Raw genomic sequence first — 20728 nt, 5'->3', positions numbered from 1 at the left:
AGCTCCGCTGCGGTCCGTGCTAATCATGTGTCACTCTCTTTATTTGTAAATTCTGTAATTTCCCGAAAGTGCCAGCATGGCAAACAGGTACAGGAAATTATCATAATATCGTCTGTCCCCGGTGCGGAGCGGAGTATTCCAGAAGCGGTCTACGCATTCCTTTATATGAGGACCGTCTGCTGCCAGTGATGCCTGTGCATTGACTGCTACAATGGCAACCGGATGCAGTGCCTTCTCTTCCAGTCTTGTTCCATCAATCAGGAACACACCGTCCCAGTGTTCTCTCTGCTCTTCACAGTAAAATCTCTGCAGCCGGTTTGCGATCTCCGTCTGCCACGGATCTTTGTCATACCAGAGATGATCCATAGCAATGTTGGCTATGGTGCGGTATGCATCACTGTAGTACCAGTCATGCTTTCCGAAGATCTCCTGATGCCCAGCATGGGGTGTCCCGTCATAGTCTGCGTATTCTGCGCTGAGACCGGTTTGTGGATGACATGCCTTATGCAGATATTCTCTGCTGGCTGCCGCAGCCTGTCTCCAGAATTCCCGGTCTTCTTCCTCCACCTTCTCCGCAAACAACTCATAAAAATGAGGCAGATGATATGAGGGGTCAGAAAAATCCATGTTTGTGACAAATTTGATCAGATGATTGGAAGGCTCCCACATAGGTTCTCCCGGATGTCCAGGCTCCCCTTTGTGGATACATTCCCGCAGGATTGCTTTTGCCTCTTTGCTGTAAGCAAAAATACCTTCTCCGTCCCCCCAGCGGGCAGATGCAAAAAACAATGCCATGGCAAAATACTCTTCTCCGTCCGGTGCCGGTCCCTCTGCATTGTGCGTTCCATCCGTGCTGCAGGACCAGGCAAAATAGTTGCGGCAGGGTCCTGCCGGAATATACATATAAGTCCGCACCCACTTCCAAAGGCGGTCGAATTCTGCCTTCTTATCCATCTGGACACAGACCATCATGCCGTAGGACATTCCCTCTGTGCGTACATCATGATTGCCGGTATCCTCCAGATACGCCATATCACCGCCTGCCTCATGATAAAAACGTTGTGCCTCCGTTCCGTAAAATATGGTTTCAAAGGTCTGTTCCAGTCTTTCCCCGATTGCGGTCTCATCATAACCGCACTCTTTCAATACATTTCGATAAATTCCAGTCTGATATGCTCCTGCCATTTGCTCGTTCTCCGATTTTTATTCTTTGACGCCACCCAAAGTAAGTCCGGCTACAAAGTACTTCTGTAAGAAAGGATAAATACAGATAATGGGCAGCATGGTAATGATCGTTGCCGCTGCACGCACGGAAGTCGGTGTTACGGTTCCTGCGGCATTCTTCATTGCCTCCGCTGAAGTTCCCTGATTGGTTACGGAGGATAACAGCTTCATCAATTCATACTGCAATGTGGTCAGATTACTGCTCATGCGATTGTAAAGCATGGCATCAAACCAGGAGTTCCACTGTCCTACCGCCACAAACAGGGCTACTGTGGCATAAACCGGCTTACACAGCGGAGAATAGATCTTAAGAAAAATAGTGCTGTAACCGGCACCGTCCAGCTGTGCAGATTCTTCCAGGCTGTCAGGGATTCCGTTCATATAAGTACGGATTACCAGCATGTTAAATGCGCTTACCATTCCAGGGATCACATATACCCAGAAGTTGTTGGTAAGCCCCAGCCCCTTATATAAAAGGAATGTCGGGATCATTCCACCGTTTACATACATGGTGATGACCCAGAACAGGGAAACCTCTCTCTGGAACAGGAATCTTTTGCGGCTGACAATAAAAGCAAGGATCGCATTGGCTGCCAGAGACAACAGGGTTCCGATCAGTGTTCTGGCAACTGTGATATAAGCGCCTGTGATCAGATTATCTTTATGTAAAACCGTCGTATAGTTTTTCCAGGTGAATTTTCTCGGCCACAGGTAGATTCCTCCCCGCAGGGCATCCGTACCATCATTCAAAGAGATTGCCAGAGTATTCAGCACCGGATATAACGTTACGATCACAAACAGGACCATGATGATGCCGTTTATGAACGGAAAAATGTCATTTTTTTTGGATTTGATCTTATACTTTGTATCTATCATTGTAATTACCATCTCTTTCTGTTTTAGAATAACTGCTCTTCGCCGTTATGTTTTGCAAACTGATTGGCCAGAACGATCAGGATGATACTTACCAGGCTCTTGAAAATACCTGCGGCTGTACCTATTGCATAATCTCCCTGGCTGATGCCCCATTTCAATACATAAATATCAATCGTCTGGGAGAACTTCTGTATCAATCCGTTTCCTAACAGATACTGAATTTCAAATCCTGCATTTAATACATTACCCACATTCATCAGCAATAAAATTACGATGGTCGGTTTGATTCCCGGAAGAGTAACATATTTAATTTTATTCCATCTTCCTGCGCCATCAATGGCAGCAGCTTCATACAGGGAAGGGTCAATGGATGTGATGGCCGCCAGATAAATAATGGCATTCCATCCTGTCTCCTTCCAGACATTTGCAAATGCTACAATCGGCCAGAAGTACCCAGGATGGGCAAAGAAATTGATCGGCTGGCTGAGCACATGCAGATTTACCAATACTTCATTTACAATTCCGGTACCAGACAACATATCATGCAGGATACCGGTTACGATGATCCAGGAAAGAAAATGTGGCAGATAAGAGATCGTCTGTACTGTCTTTTTCCCACCATTACTCTTGATTTCATTCAATAGAATTGCAAATACAATTGCGGTAACGAAAGTTGCCACAAGGTTGATCACGCCCATGGCCAGTGTGTTCCTGATGACCCGCAGGAATGTCACATCCGAGAATAACATCTGAAACTTCTGAAGTCCCACGAATTCGGAGTGCAGGATTCCCAACTGCGGCTTATAATTCTGGAATGCCATCGTCCATCCGGCTAAGGGAAGATAGTAAAAAATCACTCCATAGATCATCATTACTCCTGCCCAGAAAAGCAGAACTTTTTGCCTTTTGATTTCTTTCCATGTGATAGGTGTTCTGGTTTGTTTTACTTTTTGTTTCGATTTTGTTCTCGTTAACGACATATCCTCGCTCCTTAAAAAACGGGCAGATGAAATTTTACCTGCATCTGCCCATTCTCAAATTTCATTTATATGTTTTTATTTGAACTTTGCTGCCAGTTCCATTCTGCTGTCCAGTTCTGCCTGTAATTCACTGATAAAATCTTCCGGCTTGCAGGCATTATATGCATCCATATAATCCGCCCATGCTTTGTCGAAATCAGCTGCCATAACTACCTGAGGAAGATACTCATGCTTTACTTCACCGATCTTGGTCCATGCCATACCACCGGGTGTGCTGGTATTGAAGTTATTGGAGAAGGACCACATAGGATACCATTCACCGGGTGCTTCGTTGGTGCCCAGCATTTCCACGTAAGTCTCCGCACCGTATGCCTGGAATGCTTCCTTCACATCATCGTTTAATCCATCGAAGAATTCCCTCGCCTGGCCATCTGGCTTGTTTGCATTGATACCATCATCACTGGTTCCGTTGTACTGAGGGAAATAAGAATAAGAGCACATATGGGATGCCTTATACTCTGTATCGGAAGCCTGCGTTCTCTGCTCCGGTGTTCTGTAGAATTCACCGTTCTCATCTACTTCATAGTCAACACCTTCCACACCCCAGAAACGAAGGTTATGGATATCCTGATCCAGCAGATCATTGATCAGCTTCAGTGCGCCGGGAACATCCTTACAGCTTACAGTAATTGCAAGTCCGCTTCCTGAGTTGAATGCGCCACCGGCATTATGCCACTGGTTCTTTACGCTTTCATCAATTGTAATCGGCAGAGGAATGTAATCGCATCCCTGTGCATCCAGTCCTGCCTGCTTGATGGCATCGCCTGCTGTGTAAGCGAAATCCCACCATTGATCGATCATACCCAGGACACGTCCTGTAGAAAGTTTGGAAATATACTCATCATAAGACTGGGTAAAGGACTCGGGGTCTACAATGCCTTTCTGGTATTCTTCATTTAATTTTTTGAAATACTTTACTGCGGTATCGGAAGTGTTGTAATCCAGTACCGTCAGCGTCTCAGGATCTACCATACAGCTTCCGTCATTAGGATAACCATCCAGGAACTGAGGTGCATTCTCCAGACAGAAGTATCTCCAGTCATCACAGAGAATGGTATAAGGAATATTGGCTGTTCCGTCTTCCATAGTAGGATTTGCTGCATTATACTTTTCGATCAGATCAAAATACTGATCCATGGTCCGGATCTCGGGATAGTCTGCCCATTTCAGAACTCTTGCCTGAATCCAGAATGCTTCATCATTATGTGTACATACCTTCTCTTCGTTCTTGATGCAGCTGAACTGAGGGATCCAGTAAATGTGGCCGTCTTCCTGACGAAGCTTCTCCCACTCCAGATCAGTAAACAGATTCTTGATATTAGGATAATCATCCAGATAATCATCCAGTGCTACCAATGCTCCTGCCTCATACAGTTGTTTGGTTCCAGTCTGTCCCTCAATGAAGTCCGGATACTCGCCACCGGCGATCATGGTACCCACAGCTTCATCTGCGGTCTGTCCGGTCAGCCAGGTCTCTTTTACTTTGGCGCCTACCTTCTCTGCGATCAGCTGCTGCACTTCATTGTCGTCATTGATCTCAGATCCCGCTACCGCAAAAAATGCGGTGAATTCTTTGATGCCTGCTTCTTCTGTGGTACTGTTGGTTCCTGCGCTCGTTGTACTGTCTCCGGATGTCTGGTTTCCGTCACTGCCACATCCGGTGAACAGTGCCGCTGTCATTGCTGACACAAGTAACATGCTTACAAGTCTCTTTTTGTTCATGTTGTAACTACCTCCCTTTCGATAAATCTATTTTACCTTTTTGAGAGGAACTAACAATCAGAGGAACTATAGCAAAAGACAGGGGAAATTATAGGTAGTCCTGTAATTTCCCCTGTCTTTTATTCTCTTACTCTCCCTGTTGCATCTTTTTACGGAATCTTGCGGGAGTGCAGCCCTTGATCTGAATAAAACGGTTCGTAAAATAATCCAGATCATGGTAGCCCACATCTTCTGCGATCTGAACGATCTTTTTATCGGTACGCAACAAGGCATCCGCAGCCTGCTCCATCCGGTAATTGTTCAGGTAGTCTTTAAAGGATTGTCCGTACTTTTTCCGGAAAAGCTGACCCAGATAAGCACTGTTGACATAATATTTCTCACTCAGGCTTTTCAGTGTAATATTTGAAGCGTAATTTTCCCGGATCTCTTTTTCCACCATACCCAGAATTCCTCTGGATACATTCTTCCGCAGCTGTGACAGATAATCCGCATATTCGCAGGCAAATCTGGTCAGATGTGCCTTACTTCCGCGCTTTACCCCGGTCTCAAAGCTGCTCTCACTGATGACCCTTAAGATTTCCTCCTGGTTCACGTCATCATCCTGTTCACAGGCTAAGTGGATCAGCTGAAACAACAGATAATTAATATTCAGGGTCATCGTCTCCCCGCAAATACCGCGTTTACACATTTCTTCATAAAAGAAAGCCACCGCCTCCCGGATTTCCAGATGATTGTTCTGTTCGATTGCCTTCAGCAGGCCATCCAGGCTCTGCTTACACAGGATCAGTCCTTCCGGAGATACCTGGACCTCCTCCTCATAGAAATAGATATCCTTCTTTGTCCGAAACCCCTGAAAAGAACGAAGCATACAGGTATTGCCGTAAGACTTTGCTATGCTGCTGATATCCTGCACTTTTTTTCCTGCCAGCATCACCACATTTGTCTGTAAATTTGATGCAAGATATTCCCGGAATCGTTCCAGATACCGTTTTACATCCATCCCACTTTTTTCCGGAACATAATCAAACAAAATCAGTCCGATATCGTAGATTTTTTCATTGACAGAAACATCAAACACACTCAGATCTGCATCTTCTTTCAGATATTCCCTGCTGTATTCATACAGCCGCCTCTGTAATGTCCGCATTTCTCGATCTGTCGTTCCCTCATCATCATAGGATCCTTCCGTCTGGATCTCCACATAACGCACACCGGTTCCACATCGCATGTGTTCATGTATATATCTGACATTCAGGTCATCAAACTTCCCTTGGATCAATGCAATCATATGTCTTGCCAGATAAGCCTGCTCCAGCTTCCGGTTCTTTTCATGATCCAGCTCCTCTCTGTTGCGCAGAGCAAGTACCTTATTCAGTACTTTGCACAGAATCTCGCTGTCTACCGGCTTTAGCAGATAATCCGTGCAGTCATTCTGCATTGCCTGTTGTGCAAAACTAAATTCCGCATATCCGCTCAGTATAACAAAATATGCATCTGAAATTTTCTCTTTACGGATGTGTTCCAGCAGTTCCAGTCCTGTCATCTGAGGCATTTTAATATCGGCAATAACCAGATCTACCTTTTCCTTCTTCAAAAAAGCCAGTGCTTCCATCCCATTTGCTGCTGTTCCCGCAATCCGAAAGCCTTCCTTCTCCCAATCTACTAAAAGTTTCAATCCCTGTAAAATAAACGGCTCGTCATCTACCAGCAATACTTTCAGCATCTGTTTTACCCTCCTGCAAACAGGGAATCCGTATCGTAACCGTGGTTCCCACTCCTTCTTCTCCTTCTACACAGAATTCCACTCTGTTTTCCGTTACCATTTTCAATCTGACACAGGCGTTAATAATCCCTACTCTTCCGCCGCCCTTGAGCATCTCAATGTCGGCATTGCACATGTTGTTCTGTAGCTCTGTAAGTTTGGCCTCCGCCATACCGCTTCCGGTATCTTCAATTTCTATCTCCAGCCGTTCTCCCTGACGGCCTATCCTTACAAATATCCATCCCGGACTGGATTTGCTTTCGATTCCATGCACACAGGCATTTTCCACAAAGGTTACAATCGTAAGCTTGGGTATCTTGAAGTTTTCACATTCTCTGTCTACTTCAATGTCATAATTCAGCCGTTCTCCAAAACGATACTTCTGAAGCGCCAGATAAGCTTTCACAAATTCAATCTCCTGGAAGATACTCACGGAATCATTGCCCCATTCCACATACTGTCTCTGCATCACCGCCAGTTTGGCCACCATGTCGGCTGTCTCGTTTTCTTTTTTCAAAATGCTGTGCATCCGGATGCTTTCCAGTACATTAAATAAAAAGTGGGGATTGATCTGGCTGTGTAATGCGAGAAGCTCCGCATTTTTTCTTCCCACCAGCATCTCCTGCTCATGGATTTTATTCTTATATACAGTCTCGATCAGTCCATTGGTACGTTCCACCATGCGATTATAATTGCGTATCATACTGCTGATCTCATCTTTACCTTCTTCACAGGGCATTGGAATAAGATGATCACTGTCCACTGATTTAAATACCTTGCTCAGTTCTGTAATCCTTTTTGTAAAGGAACGGTTGAATATCTGAACGAACCAGAAGGGAAAAATAACATTCACCGCAAGGAGCAGCAATATGATGGGAAGTTCGTTCCGGATGCTTGTAAGAAAACTGTTCTCTACCGGCTTTACATAAATCGTAAGTTCCGTACCATACAGACTGATGGTATGTTCATAGGCTTCTCTCATTGTTGCGTTATCCAGCCGCTGAAACTCACTGCCGTAGCTGCCGTATTGTCCATTGGAAAGAAGGATCCGATCTCCTTCACAGATCAGAACCTCATTATCATAGTTCATGTTTTTAATGGTGCGCACCATACTGCCATAATCAAACTCGATTTTTAAATACTTTTCTGTCTCTGCATCATAGAAATCCAGCCGCTGTAGATAAATGATGCGCCGTTCCCTTGTGATTTTGGAACTGCTGTCATCATAGACAAAAAAGAGCCCTTTGCTTTTCGCTTCTTCATTCAGCCGCAGATAACTCTCTGTATTCCTAAGCTTATCCAGAGTATTGACCCTTCCTCCGTTTACAATGGTATCGTTATCCGTATACAGGGTAAATATCATACTGTTCATTCCCAGTGCATTTTCCAATAACGTCCCGCTCAGGAAATTCTGATATGCCGCCACATATTCTGCAGAATTAGTGTATCTTTTGGATAAGAACTCTTCAAAATCGCGATTGGTATAAATACTGTTGCCTATCTCCCCGGCATTTCCGATCATACTGCTCAGACTGTATTCCACCGCACTGGCAATATTAGACATCTCATGCTCCCTGCGCTCTCTGTCAAATTTTGCAGTCGTCAGGAACACAACACTGTCTGTTACAATCAGGGGAATCAACACACAGACAACATAGAAAATATAAAACTTTTTTTTGATGGTGAAATCATCCATCCAAAGACCCAGCTTATGTAATGCCTTCCCCATAAGATCCTCTCCTCATTTATGTGAAAAAGAGCAGACGTTTCTGTAGCCTGCTCTTCTTTATTATAGGACATCTACGATCTGCCCGCAATACATTTTTATACGGCATTCTGCACAAACCAGGCAAAATCAGCATAGTTACTGCTGTCCTGTCCATTGGCAGATGCGTACATTCCTATCGTACATCCCACAAATCCCCCTGCTTCCTCCGTGGTATAAGGAAGCAGACTGATATCCTCAGCAATCAGCATCTCCCTGCCATCCCGAAAAAGCCATATCCGTGCCTTCTGCCTGTCGCAATGCATTCGTATTTTAAAGAATTGTCTACCTTCTCCTACCGGCTTTTCGGTAAGGATTCTCTCTTCCCCATGGATACAGGCTGTCACAACAAAATAATTCTCGTCAGCCCTTTTCCGGATCTCCATGCGCAGATGATTTTCATGATTCTGGTACAACACCATTCCCGCTGTCTCACATTCCTGCTTCGGTTCAAATTCCATCCCAGTCTCTGCATAGAATGCATAATTTTTCTGACGGATTCCGAAATAGGAACAATGATTGCAGTCAGATATTTTTTCCTTTTTTGTATAGAGCCGCAGCATCCCCGGACGGTGACTCAGCGAATAGTTTTCTTCACAGATTTCTTCTACACTTACCAGCCGTTTGTCCGGTTTTTTCTCCCAGAAACTGATATGATCGGAAGTACTGCTTACTTCCTCTGGAAAACGGTATTCCTTTGTGGGCAGTTCCAATGTATCTTCCAGATGCCCGACGCCTTCTGCAATCACCGGCCATCCATTTTCCCATGTGACTTTCGCCAGAAAAGTCTCTCTTCCCATGCTGCTGTGTCCTTCACAAGGTCTGGATGCCAGCATTACCACGTACCAGTTCCCCTTACCATCCTCCACCAGATCTCCGTGTCCTGCGTAGATCACAGGATAGTTTTTCCCCAGATTCCTGTGGGTGAAGATCGGGTTTCTGGGGCAGCCCTCGAACCACTGGAACAGCTTTTTACTTCTTGCAATGCTGATGCTGTGCTCCGGTCCGGTTCCTCCTTCTGCATGCATCAGATAATAGTAACCGTCGATCTTATAAAGGTGCGGTCCCTCCGGCCAGATAACTCCTTTTACAGCCCCTTTCCAGATTGCCATGCTTTCTCCCACAAGCTTCATCTGCCGAAGATCCAGTTCCTGCACCCAGATTTCCCAGTCTCCGTTATAGCGGACTCCTTCCGGATTCGGTCGTGTACCACAGTAATAGCATTTCCCGTCATCATCGAAGAAAAGACTGGGATCGATCCCCGGAGCATCTTCGCCGAGATAATAAGGATCCGACCACGGTCCTGCTGGATCTTTTGCCGTTACAATGAAATTGCCTCCGTAGCTTACATTGGTAGTGATCATGTAAAACAATCCATCATGGAAGCGGATCGTTGGTGCATAAATCCCCTGTGATATTTCACTTCCCTTCACCGGAAGTTGTTCCGGTCTGTCAAGAATATTCCCGATCTGCTCCCAGTGCGCCAGATCTCTGCTGTGGAAAATTGGAACTCCCGGTGCATACACAAAACTGGAATTCACAATGTAATAGTCCTCTCCTGCCCTGCATATGGATGGATCCGGATAGAAACCGGATAAAATTGGATTCTTTGCTGTAACCATTTTGTTTTCCTCACTCTGTTCTATATTGTGTATCCAAATCCTAAGATTGTAAATTTTTTATTCTGGTCTTCCTCTGTCACTGTAATCCGTACTTTATGGGATCTGCTTTCTGTCTCCCAAAACAGTAATACAGCATTACAATGCAGCCAATTGTTCTTATGGGGATCCGCCGTCATACAATATACATCATTTACAAATACATCGGCCTTCCCCACATCCATTTCTCCGGAATCCTTAAATATAAGAAACAGTGACTTGCAGGTAATCTCCATTTCAAATCCCGGCATCTGCGGTCTGCTTCCATCATACATCCAGTTATACGGAAATTCCGGTGTCTGTGTAAGGCTTCCGTCCATTTCCACACTCTGCAATTCTATATCTGTGGAAGTAAAACTACCCGTCCGGATTTTGGCACCTACATAACGGTTCTTCTTATCAAGCAAAAAAATTCTTTCAAAATCAGCACCGATCACTGCCGGTCCGAAAAGCTTTTCCGACAGGATCTGTTCCTCCGTCATTCCTTCCACAAAAGTCCCAACTCTTGCAGGTTCTGCTGCATCACAACGCTCAAACAGATATTGCAGGCAGTCCGCCATAATGGTATGTCCGGTATTATTGGGATGAAACATATCATAAAAAAACTGATTTTTAGATAAAATTCTTCCCTCGCCGCACTTTAATGAAAACTGTGGAGTGACCGCATTGAGGATGCTCACCATGGGAAGATCATAAAGATCCCCCACCGGCCTTAACCGCTCCTGTAAATTCCAATCATTTGCAAATACCGAAAACAGGAGAACCACTGCCGGCTTCCATGGCAGTTTCAACACTTTCCGCACCAGGCTTTCATAACAGACACCCTTTGTCTCATCTCCCTCATCGTTTACTGCAAATTCAATAACCACAATATCCGGTCGTTCCCCTTCCCTGAGCACATCCCGGTCAAACCGGATCATTCCCAGTTCTGAAGGTGTTCCGCCGACTCCGGCTTTGATAAACCTGACATTGTTCTGTGTCGAAAAACGATTCTGAAACAGTTGAAAGGACTTATATGCATAGCATTCCGTATGGATTGGTATAGCTCCGGCTCCCTGCGTGATAGATCCACCGATATAGGCAAGCGTTACCTCTTTTCCTGCCTTAGATTTTTCAATAGCCTTACGGATACGATAAGGATTCCCCAGCTGCAACAGAGAGCGGCTGATCATGCCGCAGTATTCTTCCGAATGCATATCTATAAACAGATCCTCTTCCTCCGGAGGTGCTTCGTATCCGTCATTTAGGAAGAGTCTTACACTGACTTTTCCCATCCGCTCCGGCGCTGCAAACAGAATTTTAATCTGTCCCGGCACATGATCATCCTCTGTCCACCTGTAATCCGACAGATAGATTCTATGTTCCATGCCGTCACACTTAAGAGAAGTCGTAAGATTCGTTCCACCTCCGTACAGGTCCTTTTTCCCATACATCTGAAATACAAATTCTGCGGTTTCTTCCGGCCGGTCCGTCTCCACGCTTACGCCGATACTATGTACCAGTCTGCCAAATCCCTCTACTGTCTCCAGAAGTGTCAGTTCTTCCTTATCCGTAACATTTCCCGTGATCTGTGCACTGTTGATCAGCCGTCCGTCGCTTTCATAGATAAACTGGATTCCGGTTCCGTCCTTTTGCCGTTCTCCAAAAATATCTTTGTCTTTTAATATATAGAAAAAAGGTCTTGCCTTTTCCGGATCCTTCGGTGCTGCCGATCCTGTCATTTCTATCCCTCCCGAACTTTTATCAGTTCTATTATAGTCCGGCTCTCCTTGCACAAACACCCGGGAAAATATAGGAAATGCAGGTAATAATTTTATATCCGGCAGGCTGCAAATCGTCTCCGGAAGGAATTCCAATCTTCTCCGTCGCTTCGTTCCATGACAATTGCTTTTGCTTTTTGTCCATCCGGAATATATTTCTTTATAATGTTTTGCATCCGTTCCGGTGTCTCTTCGGCATCGGTCATCACCAATATAGTCTCTACGGCTTTTCCTGCTGCCAGAAAATACTCCATAATGTTCGGTATTTTCCCCTGGTGCAGGAAACAGGACGCAGTTTCTGTGGAAAGTGCTTTTAAGATCATTACGCTCTGCTCTTTTTCCGCTCTTTCAAAATATGCCGGTGTATATACATAGATCGTACTTACTTTCTCTTCCTCCGCAAGATAATCATAATGTATATGCACCTGACCGTGCACTGTATCCGCCAGTTCTGTCAGCGGGAACTCCGGATCCGGCATTTCCAGATAGTTCACAGCCCTGTCTCCCGAGTATCCCACCGGAGCATCCGGGTTGATTACATCCGTACCATTCGCCCTGAAATACACATTATGGTATCCCGGCGTGATGTTGTGGATTTCCCCTGTCCAATATCCTTGTCTTTCCTGATCTTTCCTGAGTTTTAGGAATTCTTTTCCGTCCAGGGTGGCTTCTACCGAGACTGCCTCCGGTGCCTCGAAGCATACGACTGCCCTTCCCTGTTCCGTAATGCAGATTCCGTGAGGGATGTCCGGGTATTTTCCTGCAGGCCTCCCTGCTTCATCAGTCTCAAAGCGGATTTGGCGGTATACCGGATCAAACATCAGTATCTGTTCTTCCATGGTCTGTCGCTGTAGTCTCTGTCTTGTGATTCTGGCTGTTCTTTCCCCCGGAATGTCATCCGTTTCTGCCCCCGCTTTCCGGAACAATAACGGTACAAAATCATACAGACTTTTCCTCCAGACATGCCATTCGTGATATCCCTCATATACTTTGGAAATGCAATACTTTCCTGCATTTTCAAACTTTTGTTCTATCTGCTTCATTCCCGTTCTGATCTGATCCTCATAGCATCCACAGGACATAAATACGACATCCAATGTTTCCTTGCTGTCGCAGATCCGTTCCATCTCATGAATAGCAACTCCGGAAAATACACCGGCAGCAGAAAATAACTTCATATTTTTTGCCACAATATCCGTAGTCTGCGCCGATCCCAGGGAAAGTCCCGCCATCGCCCGGTAATCTCTTCCCTTTCTCACCCGGAAATTATTTTCAATATAAGGAATAATGTTGTGAATCAGTTCACTCTCAAAATTTCCAGGGTAAAATACAGGTTTTTCTCCATCTTTGAAGGCATAGCCACTGCTCATGACCACGATCATTTTCTCGCACTTTCCCTCTGCGATCAGATAGTCCATGATAAAGTTCGTCTTCCCCTGCCAGATCCATCCGGTCTCGTTCTCTCCTACGCCATGCTGCAGGTACAATACCGGATATCTTTCATCTCCTTCTTCATATCCATAAGGTGTATAGACATAACATTCCTTCAGGTGGCTGCTCACCTTCGAAGCGTATTTACAGATGCTGACCGTACCATGAGGAATATCCTTTGCAAAATAGAAATCCACATTCTTCTCCTGCACCTCAAAAGTATTGATCGCAGCAAAACACCCATAAGAAATTCCGGCGTACGGATTGCAGATCCGGACACCGTCCACATACCAGAAATAATAATGCATCCCCCAGTGAAAATCTTGAACTTCCGCAAAAAATCCGCCCTGCCCATCGGGCATCAGATTTATTTTCTTATTTGTAAAATATCCCCCAAGTCCGGCAACCTGTACTATTTTTGCTGCCGGTGCATACAGATAAAAAATGACTGCGCCGTCTTCTTTCACTGTAACAGATGGTCTTCCTGCTCTCTTTTTTTCTATTGGATATCTGTCCAAAGCTCCGTTTCTCTTCTCGTTCATAAAAAAATACCCCCAATCCTTTTCTTTAGTTTAAAGGAATTGGGAAGTATTTTTCTATTTGTTTTTTATACTTTTTTGTGAAAAACTTATCCTTTTACTCTTTTTTCCACCTCAAGCTGCAACATCTGATAATAAATCTCAGGATTACAGGAATCATATGCTTCCATATATTGCTCCCACGCAGTCTCAAAATCTTCTGCCATGATCACCTGGGGAAGCCATTTGTGTTTCACCGCTTCCATCTGATCTCGGATCTGTCCCGCAGGAGAATTAGACGACAGGGATGTGGTATAACTGTACATGGGATACCATGCCCCGGGAGCCTCATTGTTGCCGATCATATCCACATAATTTGTCACTCCGTAAGCAGAAAAACATTCCTGAATATCCTCCGGTTGATTTTTATAAAATTCCGTTGTCTGATATTCCAGTGAAAACGCATTGATTCCATCGGAAAGCCTTCCTTCTACTCGTGGAAAATAAGAATAAAAACAAAAGTGTTTTCTCTTTTCTTCCGAAGTCATCCAACGCTTCTCCTGCTCCTCTGTCAGATAAAACAATCCGTTTTCATCCACGCAGTAATCATCTCCCTCTTTTCCCCAGAAACGCAGTTTAATAATCTCCGGCTCTAACAGGTCACTGACAAACTGCAAAGCTCCGTCAATGTCATTGCAGGATACCGTAATGGATAAGCCTGTAGAGCTATCCATCTCTGCGGAGCGTGTTACATGCCATTGGTTGGCGATTCCTTCCTCTCTGGTAATCGGAAGTGGAACATAATCGCAGCCCTGTTCTCTAAGGCCCTGTTCATCATAGGCATTCTGAATCGAATAGTAGAACTGCCACCACTGATCCGGCATACCGCAGACCGCACCCGTGGATAATTTTGCCAGATAATCCTCATAGGTCTCTGTAAATACTTCTGCACCGAGAATATCTTTGTGATATTCCTCATTCAGCTTTTTAAAGTACCATTTGGCAGTATCTGTGGTGTTATAATCGTAAACCTGTAATGTATCCGGATCCACAATACAGCTTCCGTCATTTGGATAACCATCCAGAAACTGCGGAATATTTTCCAGACAAAAATACCGCCAGTCATCACACAAAATCGTAAACGGAATGTTCGGTGTTCCATCCTCCATTACCGGGTTCGCTGCCACATAGCGCTCGATGAGATCAAAATATTCATCCACAGTATGAATCTCCGGATACCCCGCCCATTTCAGCACTCTGGTCTGGATCCAGAAGGCTTCACCTGAGTGGGTCACCTCCACATCTTCGCCATGGGTCACACCAAACTGTGGGATCCAATAGATATGACCGTCCGGTCTGCGGAATCTCTCCCACTGTTCTTCCGTCAGATAATTTTTGATATTGGGATAATTCTCCCAGTATTCATCTAAAGGAAGTAATGCCCCTGCCTCATAAAGACTGGTATCTCCGGAAATAAAATCCGGATATTCCCCACTCACAATATAACTGTTCAAGGCACTTTCCTTGGACTGTCCCACCAGCCATAGTTCTTCACAATCCGCACCTGTCAGGCGTGCGATTTCTTTTTTTATATCATTATTCTGGTCAATAGATTCTCCCTCCACAGCAAAAAAAGCTGTGAAATGCTTCACATTGTTCTGCGCCGCTGTCTGTGCATATGCAAAATATAATATTCCGCCCAAAAGTCCAAATACTGCTACTGCTGCAATGATTCTTTTTTTCAATCGTCTGTCCTCTTATCCATCTGTTTTGAGGCTTTCAGCCATGCAATCTCCTGCTTGTAAGGTGGAATGGTCTTCTTGTCTTCGCCCTCCGCACACAGCCATGGTGTCTCCAAGATTTTGGGCACGGCGGCAAACCGCTCGTCATGGACGATGCGGTGCAGGGTCTCATAACCGATGGTACCCTGTCCGATATTGGCATGACGGTCCTTGTGGGCTCCTAAGGGATTCAGGCTGTCGTTCACATGGATCACTGCGATCTGGTCCAATCCCAGAATCTTGTCAAACTGCGCAAGCACACCTTCGTAATCATTCACCAGATCATATCCGGCATCGTTCACATGGCAGGTATCGAAACATACCCGCAGTCTGTCTTTTCGATCCACTTTATCATAAATCATCCGCAATTCTTCAAAAGTTCTGCCAACCTCACTGCCCTTGCCCGCCATGGTCTCCAGAGCAATATTGACCTTGCTGTCATCTGCGTCAAGCACCAGATTTAACCCCTTTGCGATCTGCTCCACAGAAGCTTCCACACCAGCACTTAAGGAAGAACCCGGATGCAGTACCAGTACCTTACTGTGAAAGGCTGCGGCACGCTTTACTTCTTTTGCCAGAAATTCCACGCCGAAATCAAACATTTCCGGCTTCTCCATGTTGCCTAAATTAATAATATAGGGAGCATGAATGACGATTTCCCGGATACCTGCTTTTTCGGCATAGGAAATCCCCTCATCAATTCTCAGCTCTCCGATTTCCTTGCGTCTAGTGTTCTGGGGTGCCCCGGTGTAGACCATCAGCCCGTTGGCACCGTAGCTTTCCGCCTCCTTCACAGAGCCTAAAAACATTTCTTTTCCCGACATTCCCACATGGGAACCCAATAATATCTCAGCCATGATCTCTCCTTATCCGGAAATTCTTTTTTCAAAATTTATCATCTCACAGCTATCAGTTTGGCACAATCGGGAAGGTTTTACAAGAGTTTTTATTATACCGCTCTATCTCCCATATTTCTTTCAATAATAGAATATCTTTTAAAACATTTTACGGTAAAATTGTTAGCAACTCTTCAATTTTTTTAATGTGGTAATCTGCTTTGGCGTACGAATATGCTTCACCAGTTCCTACCGCCTGCATATTTCCAGCCTTTGCTGCATCAATACCCGCATAGGCATCTTCTACAACAATACATTCCTCCGGTTGCAAATCAAGGTACTCTGCCGCCTTTAAAAACACTTCGGGATCCGGCTTTGATTTTGAGATATTGGTACCATCTGATATTGCATCAAATGCCTCTTCAAGTGCCACTTTTTTCAAAATAATCTTAGCTTTTCTACTGGATGAGCCCAGTGCTATTTTGTACCCTCTTTCATGTAAATCTGCCAACGTTTTTCGCACTGCATTGCTCACATCCGAAGGTACCATATTTTCAAGATAAATCCGTACCATACGATATTCCCAGCTGCTGAAAATACTCCTTAACTGCCATTATAGACCGGTTATATGTATAGATATCACTGTCAGAATCCACCCGTGCAAACGTTTCACTATCATAAACTGCCTGTTGCATTTCCTGATATAAATGAGAATACGATACCTCAATATTTTGCAGATATGCGGTTACGATATTGCTTTCCGCCCTTCTGTTCTTCCCCCGTACCCATTTCCGTCGATTCATCTTCTCATCCTTCTCTTTTCACTGACCAGAAAGGGGAACCTTTCCGCCTTTCGGTTTCAAAGTTCCCCTATTCAGGATTATCTTATAAAATTCGTTCGTATACGGCTCTCTTCTTCCGGCAGTTTCAATCCCATTTTCAGTCCCAGGTTCTTGCAGTTAATGAAAAATGCCATATTGTTCCCAAGGGTTCGCATGGTCTGCAATCCCTCCAGATCCTGCCGCACGTCTTCCGGGCAGGCCCCGTGTGCCATGTTCCAATACTGTGAAGTGACAATGGGCATCTGCATGAGACCGAAATACTTATTCATCTGGTCCCAGGTTGCTGTGGTTCCAGCTCTTCTGGCCGAGATCACGGCCGCTGCCGGTTTCAGCCGGAAGTGGCTGCTGCCGCCATTCAGATCCGCATAAAAGACTCTGTCCATAAAAGAAGTCATGGCTCCTGTGGCACCCGCCCAGTGAACGGGAGTTCCGAATACGAATCCGTCATAATCTCCGGCAATCTCCAGAAATTCATTAACCGAATCCTGGAACACACATTTCCCTGTGCCCTGACATTTTTTACAGGCAATACAGCCACTCAATGCTTTATTACCAATCCAGAAAATGTCCGTATCCACTCCGTTATCATTTAATGCTCTGGACACCTCACACAATGCGGTGTAGGTGCATCCCTCTCTGTGGGGGCTGCCATTGATCAACAATACTTTCATTGTTGCGCTTTCCTCATTTCCTTATTCATTCAGATTCAGAGAAGCCACCCAGTCTGCCGCATCTGCATCGGATGCACCGGAGCTAAATCTGTGACCTTCCTGCCAGTCACCGGTCCCTGCCATCTCTTCCAGAAGATTGCCGCTGTCACCCAGTCCGGAAGATGAAGAGGTGCAGAACGGAATCACGGTCTTACCCGTAAAGTCATTGCCTTTGACAAAATTGTCTACCGGCCATGCTGCGATTCCCCACCAGATCGGATAGCCTGCATCTGTCAAGACTGGGACAAAAAAAATTTTATTTTTTTCTGTACATATTCTATCAAACCCTTACTGATTTTTAAAGTACAGAATAGTTTATTACTCTTAACCTTTTCGTTACTACCCATAGAAGAAGCCAGCAGCTTTTTCACTACTGGCTTTCTATATTACTCATTTTGTTTACTACACTGCATTTCGGATAAAGTTCTCACCCTTAAACACAACCTCTATGTCTTTGTCGTTGTAAATGAGCACCTTATCAATTATGTTAGAAAGTACATCTCCGTCATACTGCTCCAGCATACTATACTGGGTTAGCTGTTCTATCTTCTCCTCTGCGTCAGGCTCCTGATTTGCAACTTTCTCCTGCAAATCTGATATCTGATTCTCCAGATCAGCTAACAGCTCTTGGTTTGTTTTTCTTAGCTGCACATATTCTTCTTTTGTGTACTTTCCCTCTCTGTATGACTGATAACAAGAAACTGTGCTGTTTGATATTCTGTCATACTCCGCTTTAAGCTCACTAATCAAATACTCATCGCTTGTCACCTTCCTTTTATCCTTTGATGCCTTTTTAAGTTCTTCTTCCTGTATAAGTGTTCTACAGATTTCCTTTGTGATTTCCAGCACCTTGTCCTGTGCTTCTGACTTCAGCATAAAAATCTGCTGACATTCGCCAGTCCTTACCATCCTGCGTTTTGGACAGAGGAGCTTCGGTGTACATACTGCACTGGAATTCATCAGCTTTCTTCCACAATAGGGACAGATAAAAAGATTTTTCTTACGTTTCTTTGTACTCTTTTCAATCCCTCTGGCTTCAACCCGTAGCATTTTGCTGATGTGTGATAAAGAAGTAATAGAAGTGTAAAAAATTTTGCCGTTCCTATCCGGCACTTGCGCATTGTGTCGGATAGGTCGGGCGGTTATTCGGGCAAGTCCACCTTGCCAACAAAAGAATAATAAATCTCAATGTCCTGTCTGCGGGTCTTGTTCTCGTCATAGCTGCACTCATGCACAACGATTTTCTCTACAAACTCCCGCAGCAGAGTAGGGGTAAGTTCTTCAAAGCTGGTATGCCGCCGGACAACATTCATAAACTTTTCTGCGTTCACGGTGGCTTCCTGTGCTTTGGAAAGCTCCGCTTGGATAGCGGCGGCTCTTTCTTTCAGCTCCCGTTGTTCTGCTTCATAGTCTGCCGACAGTTCTGTGAAACGCTCGTCTGATATGCGCCCGGTCACGCTGTCCTCATACAGCCGCTTGAAGATAGCGGATAACTCGGCTATGCGTTTCTCGGCGGCTTCCAGTTCCTTTTTCTTGGCGGCGTTCCTGCGCTTGCCCCCGTCCTCGTTCTGCTCAATCAAGAGCTTCATAAACCGGGCTTCATGCTTTGCCGCATAGCTTGTCACTTTCCGCAGATTGGAGAGTACACCAGCGGTCAAGAGGTCGGTGCGGATAAAGTGCGCCGTACAGTCATGGGTGCGCTTCTTGTAGTTGCCGCAGATATAACAGTCCTGCTTGCGCTTGTCCGTCTGGTATCGCTGCTGATACATGACACTGCCGCAGTCCGCACAGAACAGTATGCCGGAGAACAAGCCCACTTCATCATAGCGGTTGGGGCGTTTACGCTGCTTGCGAAGCTCCTGCACCCGTTCCCATGTCTGGGTGTCTATGATAGGTTCGTGGTGGTTCTCAAAGATTGCCTGCTTATCCTCGTCATTGTAAATGATTTTACTGCACTTATAGGATTGCGTGGTAGTCTTGAAGTTTACCAAACAGCCCGTGTATTCCCGGTTTTCAAGGATATGCACAACGGTATTGGTCGCCCACTTGCACTCATAGCCGGGGTGGTAACGGTGGGTGTGTCCCGTCCTGCGGTATTCCAGCGTCCCCGGCGTGGGGATTTGCTGCTCTGTGAGCATACGGGCTATCTTGGTCGGACCGTTTCCGGCAAGGCAGAGGTTGTATATCTGCTTGACTACGGGTGCAGCTTCCTCGTCAATAATAAAATTTTCGTCCTCGTCCATGAGGTAGCCATACACAGGCTTGCTTGTGATGGGCTTGCCACTCATGCCTTTTGAGCGTTTTACCGCCCGTATTTTCTTGCTCGTATCTCTCACCAGCCATTCGTTAAAGATATTCCGCAGCGGGGCAAAGTCATTGTCGCCCTGTGCGCTGTCCACTCCGTCATTGATAGCGATGAAGCGGACACCTTTCTGTGGGAAAATCATTTCCGTGTACATTCCCACTTGCAGGTAGTTTCGCCCTAACCTCGACATATCCTTTACAATAACTGTCCCGACTTTTCCGGCTTCAATGTCCGCAAGCATGGCTTGAAAACCGGGTCTTTGAAAGTTCGCACCAGAATAACCGTCGTCCGTGTACCAGCGCAGATTGGAAAAGCCGTTCTGCTTTGCATAGGTTTCAAGGATACGCTTCTGGTTGGAAATGGAATTGCTCTCGCCTTGCAGCTCGTCCTCATGGGAAAGTCTTGGGTAAAGGGCGGTAATTGGTTGTTGGTTGGTCTGTCTTAACATAAAATCCTCCGTTTCCGACAGCCAGCCCCACTATTCCGTACCTTGATTGT

The 20728-nt window shown here is 45.4% G+C and carries 16 protein-coding genes and 1 pseudogene; all 17 read right to left on the bottom strand.

Going from position 1 to position 20728, the window contains the following annotated elements; all coding sequences use genetic code 11:
• Positions 1-39 precede the first annotated feature (39 nt).
• Positions 40-1185 (bottom strand): glycosyl hydrolase family 8, encoded by a 1146-nt coding sequence (locus DWZ61_RS00975; protein WP_022313633.1) that lies wholly within the window; start codon positions 1183-1185, stop codon positions 40-42.
• Positions 1186-1203: 18 nt separating this feature from the next.
• Positions 1204-2100, bottom strand: coding sequence for a carbohydrate ABC transporter permease (locus DWZ61_RS00970; RefSeq protein ID WP_022313632.1), 897 nt, complete (start codon positions 2098-2100; stop codon positions 1204-1206).
• A 23-nt stretch (positions 2101-2123) separates the two neighbouring features.
• Positions 2124-2972, bottom strand: a complete 849-nt coding sequence (locus tag DWZ61_RS00965; RefSeq protein WP_330672087.1) for an ABC transporter permease subunit — start codon at positions 2970-2972, stop codon at positions 2124-2126.
• A 183-nt stretch (positions 2973-3155) separates the two neighbouring features.
• On the bottom strand, positions 3156-4862 hold the full coding sequence (locus tag DWZ61_RS00960) for a hypothetical protein (RefSeq protein WP_022313630.1): 1707 nt from the start codon (positions 4860-4862) through the stop codon (positions 3156-3158).
• A gap of 127 nt (positions 4863-4989) precedes the next feature.
• Positions 4990-6585 carry a response regulator gene (locus DWZ61_RS00955; RefSeq protein WP_117465085.1) on the bottom strand — a complete coding sequence of 532 codons (1596 nt, stop codon included), beginning with the start codon at positions 6583-6585 and terminating at the stop codon, positions 4990-4992.
• A complete protein-coding gene (locus DWZ61_RS00950; RefSeq protein ID WP_118537155.1) occupies positions 6560-8353 on the bottom strand; it encodes a sensor histidine kinase in 1794 nt (597 codons plus the stop codon). The genes DWZ61_RS00955 and DWZ61_RS00950 overlap by 26 nt, the downstream gene beginning before the upstream one ends.
• Positions 8354-8448: 95 nt before the next feature.
• Positions 8449-10011, bottom strand: a complete 1563-nt coding sequence (locus DWZ61_RS00945) for a glycoside hydrolase family 43 protein (protein WP_022313627.1) — start codon at positions 10009-10011, stop codon at positions 8449-8451.
• A gap of 20 nt (positions 10012-10031) precedes the next feature.
• Entirely contained in the window at positions 10032-11768 is a 1737-nt protein-coding gene (locus tag DWZ61_RS00940) for an SGNH/GDSL hydrolase family protein (RefSeq protein ID WP_022313626.1), read from the bottom strand.
• 92 nt (positions 11769-11860) lie between these two features.
• The gene (locus DWZ61_RS00935; protein WP_118537154.1) at positions 11861-13780 is read right to left on the bottom strand and encodes an alpha/beta hydrolase-fold protein; all 1920 of its coding nucleotides are present in this window, start codon (positions 13778-13780) and stop codon (positions 11861-11863) included.
• Between the two features lie 86 nt (positions 13781-13866).
• Positions 13867-15501: a sugar ABC transporter substrate-binding protein gene (locus DWZ61_RS00930; RefSeq protein WP_118537153.1), complete on the bottom strand. Its 1635-nt coding sequence runs from the start codon at positions 15499-15501 to the stop codon at positions 13867-13869.
• The gene (locus tag DWZ61_RS00925) at positions 15498-16394 is read right to left on the bottom strand and encodes a deoxyribonuclease IV (RefSeq protein WP_118537152.1); all 897 of its coding nucleotides are present in this window, start codon (positions 16392-16394) and stop codon (positions 15498-15500) included. The genes DWZ61_RS00930 and DWZ61_RS00925 overlap by 4 nt, the downstream gene beginning before the upstream one ends.
• Before the next feature lie 148 nt (positions 16395-16542).
• Complete coding sequence (locus DWZ61_RS00920) at positions 16543-16947, bottom strand: HAD-IA family hydrolase (RefSeq protein ID WP_022313622.1); 405 nt, start codon at positions 16945-16947, stop codon at positions 16543-16545.
• Positions 16928-17176, bottom strand: a complete 249-nt coding sequence (locus tag DWZ61_RS00915) for a hypothetical protein (protein ID WP_022313621.1) — start codon at positions 17174-17176, stop codon at positions 16928-16930. The genes DWZ61_RS00920 and DWZ61_RS00915 overlap by 20 nt, the downstream gene beginning before the upstream one ends.
• A gap of 77 nt (positions 17177-17253) precedes the next feature.
• Entirely contained in the window at positions 17254-17886 is a 633-nt protein-coding gene (locus DWZ61_RS00910; RefSeq protein ID WP_117465079.1) for a flavodoxin family protein, read from the bottom strand.
• A gap of 21 nt (positions 17887-17907) precedes the next feature.
• Positions 17908-18150, bottom strand: a pseudogene (locus DWZ61_RS00905) (flavodoxin); the annotation flags it as partial.
• A 177-nt stretch (positions 18151-18327) separates the two neighbouring features.
• Positions 18328-18885, bottom strand: coding sequence for a hypothetical protein (locus DWZ61_RS00900; RefSeq protein WP_227733646.1), 558 nt, complete (start codon positions 18883-18885; stop codon positions 18328-18330).
• 182 nt (positions 18886-19067) lie between these two features.
• A complete protein-coding gene (locus tag DWZ61_RS00895) occupies positions 19068-20678 on the bottom strand; it encodes a recombinase family protein (RefSeq protein WP_117946828.1) in 1611 nt (536 codons plus the stop codon).
• Positions 20679-20728: the final 50 nt, after the last annotated feature.

It is taken from the genome of Clostridium sp. AF34-10BH, assembly GCF_003478095.1.
Taxonomy (GTDB): Bacteria; Bacillota; Clostridia; order Lachnospirales; family Lachnospiraceae; genus Acetatifactor; species Acetatifactor acetigignens.
This window is presented reverse-complemented; position numbering and strand designations above follow the sequence as displayed.

Excerpts from the sequence above, each read along its gene's own strand:
- DWZ61_RS00960 (WP_022313630.1), bottom strand. The coding sequence starts at position 4,862 with ATGAACAAAAAGAGACTTGTAAGCATGTTACTTGTGTCAGCAATGACA.
- DWZ61_RS00920 (WP_022313622.1), bottom strand. The coding sequence starts at position 16,947 with ATGGTACGGATTTATCTTGAAAATATGGTACCTTCGGATGTGAGCAAT.
- DWZ61_RS00955 (WP_117465085.1), bottom strand. The coding sequence starts at position 6,585 with ATGCTGAAAGTATTGCTGGTAGATGACGAGCCGTTTATTTTACAGGGA.
- DWZ61_RS00975 (WP_022313633.1), bottom strand. The coding sequence starts at position 1,185 with ATGGCAGGAGCATATCAGACTGGAATTTATCGAAATGTATTGAAAGAG.
- DWZ61_RS00900 (WP_227733646.1), bottom strand. The coding sequence starts at position 18,885 with ATGAATTCCAGTGCAGTATGTACACCGAAGCTCCTCTGTCCAAAACGC.
- DWZ61_RS00935 (WP_118537154.1), bottom strand. The coding sequence starts at position 13,780 with ATGAACGAGAAGAGAAACGGAGCTTTGGACAGATATCCAATAGAAAAA.
- DWZ61_RS00915 (WP_022313621.1), bottom strand. The coding sequence starts at position 17,176 with ATGAATCGACGGAAATGGGTACGGGGGAAGAACAGAAGGGCGGAAAGC.
- DWZ61_RS00950 (WP_118537155.1), bottom strand. The coding sequence starts at position 8,353 with ATGGGGAAGGCATTACATAAGCTGGGTCTTTGGATGGATGATTTCACC.
- DWZ61_RS00910 (WP_117465079.1), bottom strand. The coding sequence starts at position 17,886 with ATGAAAGTATTGTTGATCAATGGCAGCCCCCACAGAGAGGGATGCACC.
- DWZ61_RS00965 (WP_330672087.1), bottom strand. The coding sequence starts at position 2,972 with ATGATGATCTATGGAGTGATTTTTTACTATCTTCCCTTAGCCGGATGG.
- DWZ61_RS00940 (WP_022313626.1), bottom strand. The coding sequence starts at position 11,768 with ATGACAGGATCGGCAGCACCGAAGGATCCGGAAAAGGCAAGACCTTTT.
- DWZ61_RS00945 (WP_022313627.1), bottom strand. The coding sequence starts at position 10,011 with ATGGTTACAGCAAAGAATCCAATTTTATCCGGTTTCTATCCGGATCCA.
- DWZ61_RS00970 (WP_022313632.1), bottom strand. The coding sequence starts at position 2,100 with ATGATAGATACAAAGTATAAGATCAAATCCAAAAAAAATGACATTTTT.
- DWZ61_RS00925 (WP_118537152.1), bottom strand. The coding sequence starts at position 16,394 with ATGGCTGAGATATTATTGGGTTCCCATGTGGGAATGTCGGGAAAAGAA.
- DWZ61_RS00895 (WP_117946828.1), bottom strand. The coding sequence starts at position 20,678 with ATGTTAAGACAGACCAACCAACAACCAATTACCGCCCTTTACCCAAGA.